This window comes from Serratia sarumanii (genome assembly GCF_029962605.1).
In the GTDB taxonomy this organism is placed as follows: domain Bacteria; phylum Pseudomonadota; class Gammaproteobacteria; order Enterobacterales; family Enterobacteriaceae; genus Serratia; species Serratia sarumanii.
On the sequence record NZ_CP124750.1, the window covers coordinates 2,707,748 to 2,720,311 of the forward strand.

13 protein-coding genes are annotated in these 12,564 nt (G+C 59.7%); 2 read left to right on the forward strand and 11 right to left on the reverse strand.

Annotation, left to right across the window (positions count from 1 at the left end; genetic code table 11):
• Positions 1–3: 3 nt before the first annotated feature.
• From SSARUM_RS12830 to SSARUM_RS12875, 10 genes are all read right to left on the reverse strand, one after another.
• Entirely contained in the window at positions 4–306 is a 303-nt protein-coding gene (locus SSARUM_RS12830; RefSeq protein WP_004930650.1) for a LapA family protein, read from the reverse strand.
• Between the two features lie 291 nt (positions 307–597).
• Positions 598–1,395 carry an SDR family oxidoreductase gene (locus SSARUM_RS12835; RefSeq protein ID WP_060430158.1) on the reverse strand — a complete coding sequence of 266 codons (798 nt, stop codon included), beginning with the start codon at positions 1,393–1,395 and terminating at the stop codon, positions 598–600.
• A complete protein-coding gene (locus SSARUM_RS12840) occupies positions 1,392–2,915 on the reverse strand; it encodes an FGGY family carbohydrate kinase (protein ID WP_039565871.1) in 1,524 nt (507 codons plus the stop codon). The genes SSARUM_RS12835 and SSARUM_RS12840 overlap by 4 nt, the downstream gene beginning before the upstream one ends.
• Positions 2,908–3,972, reverse strand: coding sequence for an ABC transporter permease (locus tag SSARUM_RS12845; protein ID WP_039565870.1), 1,065 nt, complete (start codon positions 3,970–3,972; stop codon positions 2,908–2,910). Before SSARUM_RS12845 ends, SSARUM_RS12840 begins: the two co-directional genes overlap by 8 nt.
• Positions 3,973–3,982: 10 nt before the next feature.
• Positions 3,983–5,482 carry a sugar ABC transporter ATP-binding protein gene (locus SSARUM_RS12850; RefSeq protein WP_060430161.1) on the reverse strand — a complete coding sequence of 500 codons (1,500 nt, stop codon included), beginning with the start codon at positions 5,480–5,482 and terminating at the stop codon, positions 3,983–3,985.
• A 9-nt stretch (positions 5,483–5,491) separates the two neighbouring features.
• Positions 5,492–6,109 carry a DUF2291 family protein gene (locus SSARUM_RS12855; RefSeq protein ID WP_060430164.1) on the reverse strand — a complete coding sequence of 206 codons (618 nt, stop codon included), beginning with the start codon at positions 6,107–6,109 and terminating at the stop codon, positions 5,492–5,494.
• Positions 6,110–6,173: 64 nt separating this feature from the next.
• Positions 6,174–7,106: a D-ribose ABC transporter substrate-binding protein gene (locus tag SSARUM_RS12860; RefSeq protein ID WP_033647563.1), complete on the reverse strand. Its 933-nt coding sequence runs from the start codon at positions 7,104–7,106 to the stop codon at positions 6,174–6,176.
• 63 nt (positions 7,107–7,169) lie between these two features.
• On the reverse strand, positions 7,170–7,970 hold the full coding sequence (locus SSARUM_RS12865; protein ID WP_060430173.1) for a GolD/DthD family dehydrogenase: 801 nt from the start codon (positions 7,968–7,970) through the stop codon (positions 7,170–7,172).
• A gap of 10 nt (positions 7,971–7,980) precedes the next feature.
• Complete coding sequence (locus tag SSARUM_RS12870; RefSeq protein ID WP_033647566.1) at positions 7,981–8,886, reverse strand: transketolase family protein; 906 nt, start codon at positions 8,884–8,886, stop codon at positions 7,981–7,983.
• A 2-nt stretch (positions 8,887–8,888) separates the two neighbouring features.
• Positions 8,889–9,692 (reverse strand): transketolase, encoded by an 804-nt coding sequence (locus SSARUM_RS12875; protein WP_043147553.1) that lies wholly within the window; start codon positions 9,690–9,692, stop codon positions 8,889–8,891.
• A 388-nt stretch (positions 9,693–10,080) separates the two neighbouring features.
• On the opposite strand from SSARUM_RS12875, the gene SSARUM_RS12880 reads away from it, so the two are divergent.
• Positions 10,081–10,875 carry a DeoR/GlpR family DNA-binding transcription regulator gene (locus SSARUM_RS12880; protein WP_033647568.1) on the forward strand — a complete coding sequence of 265 codons (795 nt, stop codon included), beginning with the start codon at positions 10,081–10,083 and terminating at the stop codon, positions 10,873–10,875.
• Positions 10,876–10,897: 22 nt separating this feature from the next.
• On the opposite strand, the gene pgpB is transcribed toward SSARUM_RS12880, so the two are convergent.
• Positions 10,898–11,659 carry a phosphatidylglycerophosphatase B gene (pgpB, locus tag SSARUM_RS12885; protein ID WP_033647569.1) on the reverse strand — a complete coding sequence of 254 codons (762 nt, stop codon included), beginning with the start codon at positions 11,657–11,659 and terminating at the stop codon, positions 10,898–10,900.
• Between the two features lie 279 nt (positions 11,660–11,938).
• On the opposite strand from pgpB, the gene ribA reads away from it, so the two are divergent.
• A complete protein-coding gene (ribA, locus tag SSARUM_RS12890) occupies positions 11,939–12,532 on the forward strand; it encodes a GTP cyclohydrolase II (protein ID WP_019452695.1) in 594 nt (197 codons plus the stop codon).
• The last annotated feature ends 32 nt before the right edge of the window (positions 12,533–12,564 follow it).

Consider the following 12,564-nt stretch of genomic DNA (forward strand, 5'->3'; position numbering starts at 1 on the left):
GGATTATTCCTTGCTGACAACGGGCTGAGCCGCCGGTTCAGCGGGCTGCTCAAGCTGCAGCTCCAGCCTTTTGATCTTGCGCTCGGCGCGGCCCAGCGCAATGCGCGTGCGCAGGTAAAACAGGCCGCAAATGATCCAGCCGAGAACAAAACCGGCGCCAAACAGCGTGGCCAACAGGGTCGATACGCGATAGTCACCCTGCGCAACCAGATAGTTGAAATTGACCACCTGATCGTTATGCGCACCCAAGGTGACGGAAATCACGAAGATCACCAGAACCAACAAAAAAATCAGCAAATATTTCACATTCTTTCCCGCGATGCCGAGTGAATCGGATGAACGATGCCAAAACGTGGCGTCCCTAACTCTTAAGTTAGCATTTCCCACTGCGGCAGGGAAACCCTGCGGCACGATAAAACCACATATCTGCTGGCATATTCGGCAGTAAACGGCCTTAGCGAACAAATTGATGAGAAAGCTTCTCAAAACGTCGAATTTATAAGGATATGGGGGCGACGGCGCGGATTGCAATGGCGGGAAAATGTAAGCGGTTAATGCGGCGCCGTTCCGACGCCGCGTTTTTGTGACACAGTCACGTCATGACATGATTAACCCGCCGTCCACATTGATGGTTTGGCCGGTGATGTAGTCGGCATCGCCCGAGGCAAGAAAGGCCACGAGACCCGCCACGTCCTCGGGCTGACCGGCGCGCCTGAGCGGAATGCCCGCCACCCACTCGGCCATTAACTCCCCTTTGCCGTAGGTTTTTTCCGGCCCACTGAGAATTTCGCCCCAAACGCGGTCGTTATATTCCCACATCTCGCTTTCAATGATGCCGGGGCAGAATGCATTGACGGTAATGCCATGCGGTGCCAGCTCGAGCGCTAAACTTTGCGTAATGCCGATCACGCCCATTTTGCTGGCGGCGTAATGCGGTGTGTAAATGAATCCGTTACGCCCCTGACCGGAAGAGGTGTTGATCAGCCGCCCCTGGCGCTGGCCGACCATATATTTAGCCGCTTCCCGGCAGCAGAGCCACACTGCAGTGGTATTTACCGCCAACACTTTCTCAAAATCGCTTTTGGGCATCTGGTCAAAACGATCGATAGTGATCACCCCGGCGTTTTGAATGGAAACGTCGATCGCGCCGAATCGCTCCCAAGCCTGACGATAAAAATCAACCACCTGCGCCTCATCGGTGACGTCGAGGATCACCGGCAGAATCTCCACACCATAACGCTGGCGCAGCGTTTCCGCCGTGGTCAGAATGCGTTCCGCATTCGATGCAATCACCAGATTGGCGCCCAAACGGGCGAAGCGCTCAGCGATGCCGGCCCCAATGCCGCGGCATGCGCCGGTAATCACCACGGTTTTCCCCGTGAAATCACGATTCATGGTTGTTCTCCTGTCATCAATGAGCTCGCCTGCGGCCGCCACAAGGTGCGTTGCACCGCCTGCCGCCAGGCGCTGTAGTTTTCCTGCAGCTGCCGGTGGCGCTGCATATCGGGTTTAAATTCATCATGTTGGGGCAACAATGCCGCCAGTTGCCGATCGGTAGTCCCCCACAGGCTGCGCATCGCCATCAGCGCCGCCCCCAGCGCCGAGAGTTCCGCCGTGTTGCTGCGCCACACCGGGCAACCCAGCAGATCGGCCTGAAACTGCATCAGCCAGTCATTGCGGCTGGGGCCGCCATCGGCCATTAACCCCTGCAATGCAAAACCCGGCTGTTGCCGCAATACGCCGATCACATCGGCGATTTGATAAGCCACCGACTCAAATGCGGCCCGCACCAAATGTTCCCGCCGCGTGCCGCGGCTGAGGCCGCAGATCACGCCGCGCGCCTGCTCATCCCACCAGGGTGCGCCGACCCCGGTCAGTGCCGGCACAAAATAGACGCCACCGCTGTCGGCCACGCAAACAGGCAGTTCACTTAACGGCGTCTCGCCCCCCGCCGACATGGCGGTGATATCCAGCATCCAGGCAATGGCGTCGCCGGTGTGGGGAATATTGCCCTCCAGCGCATACTGCATACGCTCGCCATCGTGCCAGGCGACGGTCGTTGCCAGAGCGCTCGTGTCGCATTGCGCTTCGGCGATCGGCGCCATCACCGATGAACCGGTGCCATAGGTGGCCTTAACCTGCCCCGCCTGGCCGAGCGCATGGCCGTACAGCGCCGCATGCGAATCACCGACCATCGCGCCAATCGGAATGCCGTCGGCAATGCCTTCCAATCCCAACGTCGCGCCGAACACATGGCTGGAGGGAGAGATCGTCGGCAACGCCTGGCGGGGAATGTTGAACAGCGCCAGCATCCGCTCGTCCCAATCGCCGGAGGCAAGGTTCAACAGCTGGGTGCGAGCGGCATTGGAGGTATCGCAGCCGAATGCCTGTCCTCCGCTCAACTGCCACAGCAGCCAGGCATCGATGGTGCCAAGGCAAATTTCTCCGTTCTCCGCCATCCGTTGCCCCCCTTCGCAGCGATCGAGCAACCAGCGCATTTTCGCCGCCGAGAACAGCGGTGAAAGCGGCAGGCCGGTGGCGCGACGCACCACTTCGGCCTGCCGATCGTGCCGCAGCCGTTCACAGAAATCGGCGGCACGCGCGCATTGCCAGGTTAGGGCCGGACCGATCGGCTGGCCGTCGGAACGCCGCCAACCGATGGCGGTTTCACGCTGGTTGCTGATGGCGATACCGGCAATACGGGATGCGCCGGCCAACGCAATCGCTTCCCGCAGCACCGCCAGAGAGGCTGCCAGTAAGGCCTCACCCCGCTGTTCCACCCAACCGGGCTGCGGCGTCTGCAGCGTCAACGGCCTGCTGGCTCTGGCGACGATCGCCCCCTGCGCATTCACCACCACGGCCTTGGCGTTGCTGGTGCCTTCGTCCAACGCGACAATGCAATCCGCTTTAACCATGGCTCACCTCAGCCAGCGGCTGCACCGCTTTTTTCTCCTGCCGCTGCATCAAAATGACCTTGCTCTGCAAACGCTGCTGGAACTGGTCAATCACCACGGCGGTAACGATCACCAGCCCTTTAATCACCATTTGCCAGAACTCGCTGACGCCCATCATCACCAGACCGTCCGCCAGAAAAACGATCACAAAGGCGCCGATGATCGAACCGAATACCCTGCCGCGGCCACCGCTGAGCGCCGTACCGCCCAGCACCGTCGCGCCGATGGCGTCCATCTCGAACATATTGCCGGTCATCGGGTGCGCGGTTTGCAACTGAGAAGCGATGACCAGCCCCACCAGCGCCGCACACAGCCCGGAGAAGGCATAGACGAACATTTTCACTTTGACGATCGGCACCCCCGACAGCCGCGCCGCCGGCTCATTGCCGCCAATCGCATAGATATAACGGCCCAGCGGCGTTTTCTTGGTGAGATAGACCCCCAACAACACGATGGCCAACATCAGCCAAATCGGGTTGTAAATCCCGAGAAAGGTGCCGGATCCCAGGGCCGCGAAACCGGTGTTGCCCAGCGCTTCCATGCCCACCAGATTGGGATAGGTTTTGCCGTCCGCCGTCAGCAATGCCGCCCCACGCGCCACGTACATTGCGCCCAGGGTACAGATGAATGGCGCAACGCCGAGCCGCGTAATCAGCGTGCCGTTGACCAACCCCAACAATACGCCCAACAGCGCCACCGCGCCGATCACTTCGAAAACGTTGAGAAACAGCCGGTTGCCATCCCACAGCGGGATACCGACGGTCAACAGCGCACCGGCGATCATCCCGCACAGGCCCGCCACCGCGCCGACCGACAAATCGATGCCGCCGGTGAGGATCACCAGCGTCATGCCAACCGCCAGCAGCCCGGTAATCGCCACGTGCTGCGTCATGATCAGCAGATTGGAGACGGTCAGAAAATTCGGCACCATGCCGCTGAAGAACAGCACCACCAGCAACAGGGCGATGAAGGTGCGCGCCTGCAGCAAATACATATACAACCGATACTTGGTTTGCATTGCCTTATCCTTATGCGTGTGGGGTTGAGGCGCGGATCAGCGTTTCGCGATCGGCCCGTTCGCGCGGCAGATCGGCCGTCAGTTTCCCGTCCGCCATCACCATCACCCGGTCGGCCAGTGAGACCACCTCATCCAGCTCCGACGAAGAGAACATCACCGCCAGCCCCTGGCGTGCCATCGCGCCAATCAGGTGATAAACGTCCGTTTTGGCGCCGACGTCGATTCCGCGCGTCGGCTCATCGAGAAACACTACCTGCGGCCCGGTCAGCAGCGCCTTGCCCAACACCACTTTCTGCTGATTGCCGCCGCTCAGGCTGGTGATTGGCAGCTCCCGGTCACTCACCTTGATCGCCAGTTTTTCGATCATGCCGTCGACCAACGCACACTCCCCGGCCGCCGCCAACGGCCGCAGCGCGTTGCGCACCAGGCTGGCCAGGGTCATGTTGGCCTTGATCGACATCATCTGCACCAAACCCTCCGCCTGCCTGTCTTCCGGCACCAGCGCCATGCCCAACGCCATGCGCTGACGAAACCCCAACCGCTCCACGCTTTTGCCGTTGAGCAGAATGCGGCCTGCCGTCTGGCGCATCACGCCGTTGATCACCTTGAACAGTTCGGTGCGGCCGGCGCCCAACAGGCCATAAATGCCGATCACTTCCCCTTTGCGCAGTGAAAAACTGACGTCGTTAAGGCAATAGCCGCCGTTTTCACGCGGCAGCGTCAACTGCTCAACCTTCAGCACTTCATCCCCTTGCTCTGCCGCGCAATAATCAAAGTGCTTGCTCTTTTCCCCGACCATCTTTTCGATGATCCACGGGATGCTGACGTTGCAGACCGGCTCGGCGGCAACAAAACGCCCATCGCGAAACACCGTGATGCGATCGCCAATCTCCATCAGCTCTTCCAGACGGTGAGAAATGTAGATGATGGTGACGCCGCGTTTTTTCAGATCGGCGATCACCCGAAACAGCGTGCGCACTTCAGCCTGGCTCAGCGCCGACGTCGGCTCATCCATGATCAGCACCCGGGTGTCCTTCGCCAAGGCGCGAGCAATTTCCACCAGCTGCTGATGTCCGATGCCGAGACTGCCCAACGGCGTATGCGGATCGATGTCCAACTCCAGCCGCTGCAGCAAGGATTTGGCCAGCTGATATTGATAGTCCACATTGATGCGGCCACGCTGGAAGAACTCGTTGGCCATAAAAATGTTGTCCATCACCGACAGGTTGGGGAACAGGTTCAGCTCCTGGAAAATAATGCTGATCCCGAGCCGCTCCGCCTGCTGCGTGGAAGTTAGCTTCACCGCTTTACCCTCCAGCTCGATGGTGCCGGAGGACGGGGTTTCCACCCCCGCCAGCAGCTTCATCATGGTCGACTTGCCGGCGCCGTTTTCGCCGATCAGCACGTTGACCTGATTGCGAAACACTTGATAACTCACGCTATCCAACGCGGTGACGCCAGGATAGAGACGCGAAACGTTGCGCGTTTGAATAATGACCGGATCGCTCATCACGCCCCCTTAAGGTTGAATGCGTACCGGCGTGATCAACAGCGGCTCGGCAGGCGCCTGCCAGCTGCTGAATACGCCGTACACGGTAATGTGGTCACCCACCTTGGGCGGGGATCCGGCCAGTTCGTCGATCGAAGCCTGATTAATCGCCCTGGCAAAATCGCCGAACAGCGCTTGGTCATTGAAATCGCTGTAGCTCAGCCCGCGATAGCTGTCGCGCAATGCCGTACCGCGATAAACCGGCCCGATCTGCACCTCCACGCTGCTGAGCGGTGCATCGGTCAGCTTGAGCGTTAATTTTCCGCTGCGCGAACGGGTGTTGACCGCCGCGACTTCACCGCTGACCTTAACGTTGAAATAACATGGAAACTCCGGTTGAGCGCGGTACCCCAGCAGACCGCAGGCGCTGTCAAAATCCTTGGCCTGGGCGATCCGGGCAAGCAGCTCGCCCAGCGGCTGCGCCGTTTTGACCGCTTGCGGAGCGATTTGGCCGCGGTAAATTTCCGCCGCCTGCGCCACATGCGAATTCACCGGGGAGCGAAGCTCCGCCAGCTTTTTCTCCGAAACGATACGGCAACCGCTCAACGCCAGGACGACGGTGACGGCCAGCGCAATGCGCATCGACATAACAACACCTCCGGTCGCACCCCGCCGCCGGGACGGGGTGGTGAAAGACGCCGCTCAGCGCGGATTACGGTTTGAAGTTGAAGTCACTGACCCGTTGCGCATTGTCTTTGCCGATCAGGATGCCGCGGAACATCACGCGCTCCTTGCCGGTATAGCTGCCGGATTGGAAATAACCGTCGAGGATTTCAACGCCCTGCGCGGCGATCGCCTGCGCCTGCAACATCACGCTGGCGTAGAGGCTGCCGTTGAGAATGGCGTCGCGTTCATCGTTGCTGCCGTCGATGCCCACCACGGTGACATCATGCCGGCCGGCGGCCTTCAGCGCCGCCACTGCGCCCAGCGCCACCGGGCCGTTGCCGCAGATCACGCCTTTGATGTCCGGATGCGCCTGCAGAATGCTGTCCATGATGCGTTTCCCCTCCAGCAGATTGCCCTTGGCATCCTGCCGCGCCACGCTGACCATCTCAGGGTATTGGTCGATCACGTTGTGGAACGACTGCGAGCGCGTAACGCAGTTATTGTCCGCCAGGTTGCAGGTCAGCTCGGCGTATTTGCCGGTTTCCCCCATTTTTTCTACAAACTGGTTGGCGACGTCCGAGCCGGCCTGGAAGTTGTTATGGGTGATCTGCGCCAACGCCACGCCATCGACCGGGATCTCGCGGTTGATCAGTACCACCGGAATACCGGCGTTTTTCGCCTGCTGCACGGCGGCGACGCTGGCCTGGGAATCGGCGTTATCCAAAATGATGCCCTGTACTTTGCGGCCGATAACCAGGCTGATCAGCTCCCCCTGGCGCTTAACGTCTTCGCCGTGCGACAACACCAGCGTCTGGTAACCGAGCGACTTGGCCTTGCTCTCGGCCCCCTTGGCCTCTGCGGAGTAATAAGGGTTATCCAGCGAATTGACGAGAATGGCGATCGTGCCCTTTTCCGCCGCCATGGCAGAGGTGCAGGCAAAACCGGTGAGCAGGGTAAGGTAAGTGGCTATTTTTCTCATGATGGTGTTCTCTTATCGTTGTGTTGAACATCGTCTGGTGTTGGCGATCGCTGCGGTTGCCGCTTACCAAATGGTAAAACCGCCGTCGATCATCAGGTCCGCGCCGGTGATCATGTCGCTGCCGTTGCTGGCAAAAAATAGGATCGCCGCCGCAATTTCGTCGGTATAAGCAAAACGCCCCAGCGGGATCAGTTTTTTCATTGCCTCGCCCTTCTCGCCGCGCCAGGCTTTCTCTCCCATAGGCGTCAGCACCACGGTGGGCGATAACGTGTTGACGGTGATGCCGTGCGGCGCCCACTCTTTGGCCATCACCTTGGTCATGCCCAGCAGCCCCGCCTTGGCGGAGGTGTAAGCGCAGTGATCGTCAATGGCGATGGAGGCCGCCTGCGACGCGATGTTGATGATTTTCCCGCCGTGGCCGGCGGCTATCGCGCGGCGCGCCAGTTCTTGCGAGCACAGGAAGGGCCCGGTGAGGTTGACCGCCAAGTGGCGCTGCCACTCCTCGAGCGTCACTTCCGTCGCCGGCTGCAAATTGACGTAGCCGGCGCAGTTGACCAAGATATCGAGCCGGCCAAAGCGCCGCTGAGCCGCGTTGAAGGCGGCAGCCACCGAGCCGGGTTCGGTCACGTCGCACACCTGGCAGAACACCTGTTCTTCACCCAACTCCCGCAGCGCCGCCGCGGCCTTGTCCTGTTCAAAGGCCGGATACATCAATACCAGGCGCGCGCCCTTCTCCAGCAGCAGGCGATTGGCGGCCATCGCGATGCCGCCCAGACCGCCGGTGATCACCGCTACCTTCCCTGCCAGCGACATCTGGCTATCGACACCGTAGCGTAAATTAACGTCGTATTCGTTCCGCTCCATCGCATTCCCCCTATGGCGTTAACTGAGCATGCAACCCTGCGGCGTCGATGGCGTATTGCCGCCGCAGCGCCGCCCGGCTGCTGCTGTGGGTAAATTCATAAGCCGGCACGCCCAGCGCGGTAAACGGCCGCGGCAGCTGATGCCGCAGCAACAGCTCACCGATGATGGTGCCCAGGCCACCGCTGAGGGCGTGCTCCTCCATGGTCAGCACCCGGCGGTGCGAACGCATCAACGCCACTACCGCCGCCTCATTGAGTGGCCAGAGCGAAGGCAGCGAGACGATGGTCGGGTTATCGCCCAATTCCAGCACCTTCATCGCCTCGTGCGCCACCGTCCCCAGGCAAAACACCAGGCTGTCAGATCCTTGATGCAGCACCTCCGGCTCTCCGGGGCGGAAGTGATAGCTCGCGTTCAGCACCGGCAGCTTGTCGCTGTCCATACGGATATAGGCCGGGCCGGGTTGCGCGATGACATAACGGACAATCTCTGCCGCTTGTCGCGCATCCGCCGGCGCATAGACGCTGAGATTACCCAGCGTGCGGGCGATGGCGATATCGTTCATGCAGTGGTGCGTCGCCCCCAGCGGCCCATAGCCGAATCCGGCATTCAGGCCGAGCATTTTCACGTTGGTTTCCGTGTAGCAAACATCGTTTTTCATCTGCTCGTTAGAACGGGCGAACAGGAAAGGCGCGGCGTTGGCGGTAAAGACCGTGCGGCCGCTGAGCGCCATGCCGGCGGCCATGCCCACCATATTTTGTTCGGCGATGCCGACGTTCACCACACGCTCCGGATAAGCCTGCTCAAAGGGCGCGATTTTCGACGTGGACGTGGAGTCCGCCACCATCACGCTCAGATCTGCCCCCGCCAGCTGCTCTTCGATCAACGCCGTCACCACGGCATCGCGTAAATCCTGCATGTTCACCCCTCCAGTTCCGCCAGCGCCTGCGCCAGCTGTTGTTCGTCCGGTACCGCGTGATGCCAGGCGGCAACGTTAGCCATAAACGACACGCCGTGCCCCTTTTCGGTATTGGCCAAAATCACCCGCGGCTTGTCCTGGCTCGGGCGTTGGATCGCCGCCACCAGCGCCGCCGGATCGTGCCCGTCGCACTCCAGGGTTTCGAAACCGAAAGCGCGCCATTTTTCCGCCAGCGGCTCCAGCGGCATGATGGCCTCTGTCTTGCCCGCCAGCTGCAGCCGGTTGCGATCGACGATGGCAATCAGGTTATCCAGCTTGAATTTGCTGGCCGCCATCGCCGCCTCCCAGTTTGATCCCTCCGCCAGCTCGCCGTCGCCCAGCAGCACGAAAGCGCGGCGATGTGCGCGCCCGGCCAGTTTGTTGCCCAGCGCCAGCCCCACGGCGATAGGCAGGCCATGCCCCAAACCGCCGGAGTTGATCTCCACCAGCTCCGGCAGCTTCTGCCGCACCGGATGCCCGGCCAGCAAGGTGTCGTCGCCCATGAACTGATCGAGCACCGCCGGATCGAGCAGGCCCATCGCCGCGCAGCTGCAGTAAAAACCGCCGGCGCCGTGCCCTTTAGACAAAATGAACCGATCCTGATCGGGCCGGGCATTGCCGCGATCCATCACCGCCATATACAAGGTGCAGATGATGTCGATTTCCGACAGATCGGCGCCGGTATGGCCCTTGCCTGCCTTATGGTTCATGGTCACCACATATCGGCGCGCCAGGCGCGCCGTGTTTTTAATCGCCTGGAAGTCCATCGTCACCTCTGCTTGAGCACATTGATTATCGTTATCGCCTCTAAAACGATCCGCTAACCCGCCATTGATTTTCGAATGGAAATCATATTCAGCAAAAACGATAATTAATGTGGGCAAGATCAAATTTCAAGCAAAAGCACGCAGCAGGCGGAATCACAATTCATAAAAAGCAATGAATAACAATGAAATAAAAGCATTAAAACAACTTAAAATTCGTTTTACCCGGTGACTTTCGCTGACACCATAGACTTTCGAATAAAAATCAATAGGGATTGACCGGGTTTATCCATAGCTTTATCAATAATCGCGAGCTAAAATTCAGCGCATCAATAAGGAGTTGCCGTGGCAAACCGCCCGGCGGGAACTGACAGGTGCAGGAGTCTTTCGATTGAAAAGCAAAAGCGAACAGCTGGCGGAAATGCAGCAACGGCGCGAAAAGATCCTCGATATGATCCGCGAAGACGGCTCGGCGACGGTCAAAATGCTGACCGATACCTTCAAGCTGACCGAAGCGACCATTCGCACCGACCTGCGGGTCCTGCAGCAACAAGGTTATGTGCAGCGTTTCCACGGCGGCGCAACCCTGGTCGATGGCAAGCAAAACACCCATGCCATGCTGTTGGAACGCCAGGTCAACCTGACCGCCAAGGATCGCATCGGCAAGCTCGCCGCCGGTTTTATCGAACCGGGCGACACCATCATTCTTGATTCGGGCACCACCACCACGGCTATCGCCAATCACCTGAGCCACATCAAGAAACTGTCCGTTATCACCACCGGCGTCAATATCGCGCTGCAGCTGGGCGGCGAACCGGGCGTGAACATTTTGCTGACCGGCGGCTCGTTCAAATTTCCGACGCTTTCCACTTCCGGGGACAAAGCCGCTGGCTTCTTCGAGAACGTTCTGGCCCAGAAACTGTTCCTCGCAACGGCCTGCATCTCACCCCGCCACGGCCTCAGTTTCCCAAGCGAGACCGACATCAAACTGAAAACGGCGATGATCAACGCAGCCAACACGGTGTATGTGGTTGCCGACTCCAGCAAAATCGATAAGGTGTCGATGTTCGCATTGCCCTGTGACTGGCAGCATATCGACTATTTGATCACCGACGACGGTATCAGCAATACCGCCATACAGGCCTTTGAGAAGGTGGGAGTAAAGGTGTTGGTGGCAGGCGCCTGACGGGCGCCTGCGAGAAGAATGCTTATTCCGGCTTGCGCGCCGCGATTTCCTGCTGCTCTTGCGGCGGCGGCGTCAGCGGACCAAACCAGCGCTGCGCCAGCCAGCAGGTGACCACCACCAACAGCCAACTGATCAGCGTGGCCATCGCCAGATCGCGTGGCCAGTGCATGCCCAGCAGCAAACGGCTGCCCATCACCCCCGTTGCCCACACCATCAGCAGCGCGACGGTTTTATAATGGCGGCGCGGCCACAGCAGCCCTACGCCCAACAGCGCCCAGGTGGCGGCGAACATCGTATGCCCCGACGGGAAAGCGAAGCCGGTTTCAAACTGCCAGTGCTTGCGCAGCCAGTTCGGCACCAGGGTCTGATCCTGCAATTGCTCGCGCACCAGCGCGCTGCGCTCTTTGCGATGCAGCGAATAGAAGTATTTGCCGTCCACGCCGTGGTTTTGCTCCAGCCATACCACAAACGGCCGCGGTTCTTGCACCCGATCCTTGATCAGCGACTTGATCCCCTGCCCAATCACCAACGCGGCGGAAAGCAGGATCGCCAGACCGATGGCCGCCTTGAGCCGAAAGCGCAGACACCACAAAAACCAACCGCAAAGGATAGCGCTGGTCAAAATGCCCCACGGCGAGGTCACGGTTTCGGTCACCCAGTACAGCGCTTTCAGCAGCCGATCATTGCCGCCGGGCTGCCAGTGCCAGCCGGATACCCAGACCGCCAGCGGCATCAACAGCAGCAGCAGCGCGCCGCCCGCCGTGCGTTTTGCTATCTCATACATTCCCGTTTTCCTCTGCGTGAATCAGACTGCAGTGTAACAAGAGTGTAATCTTGATAACACGCGAAAAATTAAACAGATAGGCAACCTATCGCAATAATAGGTAGCCGGAAAACGCCATCTGCTGGTTTGCTGAGCACCGCCCGGCAAGAAGTTGTGGCAAAATAGCCGATAATTAACGAAATAGAGATCGGCGCAGCACGTTTTAGTCTTGGTCAATTTACCGAACCGGACTTAGGATGCGCGACAATGATTGAATCGTAGGTTTTTGTGGAGAGTGACATGCAGCTTAAACGGGTGGCAGAGGCTAAACTGCCGACACCTTGGGGCGATTTCCTGATGGTAGGATTCGAAGAACTGGCGACCGGGCATGACCATCTGGCGCTGGTATTCGGTGATATTTCCGGCGAAGCGCCGGTGCTCGCGCGCGTGCATTCCGAATGTCTTACCGGCGATGCCCTGTTCAGCCTGCGCTGCGACTGCGGTTTTCAGCTGGAAGCCGCGCTGGAGCAAATCGCCGAAGAAGGCCGCGGCATTCTGCTTTATCATCGCCAGGAGGGCCGCAATATCGGCCTGTTGAACAAGATCCGCGCCTATGCCCTGCAGGATAAGGGCGCAGACACCGTGGAAGCCAACCACCAGCTCGGCTTCGCCGCCGACGAGCGCGACTTCACCCTGTGCGCCGACATGTTCAAACTGCTGGGCGTCGACGCGGTACGCTTGCTGACCAACAACCCGAAAAAGGTCGAGATCCTGACCGAAGCCGGCATCAACATCAGCGAGCGCGTGCCTCTGATCGTCGGCCGCAACCCGAAGAACGAACACTATCTGGCGACCAAGGCCGCCAAAATGGGCCATTTGCTCGACCAGAAGTGATCGCCGCCGCGGCGGAAACAATCAGGGCGCCT

What these genes read in the sequence shown, in the direction of transcription:
- SSARUM_RS12835 (WP_060430158.1), bottom strand. Translation starts at nt 1,395, where the DNA reads ATGAATCGTGATTTCACGGGGAAAACCGTGGTGATTACCGGCGCATGC.
- SSARUM_RS12840 (WP_039565871.1), bottom strand. Translation starts at nt 2,915, where the DNA reads ATGGTTAAAGCGGATTGCATTGTCGCGTTGGACGAAGGCACCAGCAAC.
- SSARUM_RS12845 (WP_039565870.1), bottom strand. Translation starts at nt 3,972, where the DNA reads ATGCAAACCAAGTATCGGTTGTATATGTATTTGCTGCAGGCGCGCACC.
- SSARUM_RS12850 (WP_060430161.1), bottom strand. Translation starts at nt 5,482, where the DNA reads ATGAGCGATCCGGTCATTATTCAAACGCGCAACGTTTCGCGTCTCTAT.
- SSARUM_RS12855 (WP_060430164.1), bottom strand. Translation starts at nt 6,109, where the DNA reads ATGTCGATGCGCATTGCGCTGGCCGTCACCGTCGTCCTGGCGTTGAGC.
- SSARUM_RS12860 (WP_033647563.1), bottom strand. Translation starts at nt 7,106, where the DNA reads ATGAGAAAAATAGCCACTTACCTTACCCTGCTCACCGGTTTTGCCTGC.
- SSARUM_RS12865 (WP_060430173.1), bottom strand. Translation starts at nt 7,970, where the DNA reads ATGGAGCGGAACGAATACGACGTTAATTTACGCTACGGTGTCGATAGC.
- SSARUM_RS12870 (WP_033647566.1), bottom strand. Translation starts at nt 8,886, where the DNA reads ATGCAGGATTTACGCGATGCCGTGGTGACGGCGTTGATCGAAGAGCAG.
- SSARUM_RS12875 (WP_043147553.1), bottom strand. Translation starts at nt 9,692, where the DNA reads ATGGACTTCCAGGCGATTAAAAACACGGCGCGCCTGGCGCGCCGATAT.
- pgpB (WP_033647569.1), bottom strand. Translation starts at nt 11,659, where the DNA reads ATGTATGAGATAGCAAAACGCACGGCGGGCGGCGCGCTGCTGCTGCTG.
- ribA (WP_019452695.1), top strand. Translation starts at nt 11,939, where the DNA reads ATGCAGCTTAAACGGGTGGCAGAGGCTAAACTGCCGACACCTTGGGGC.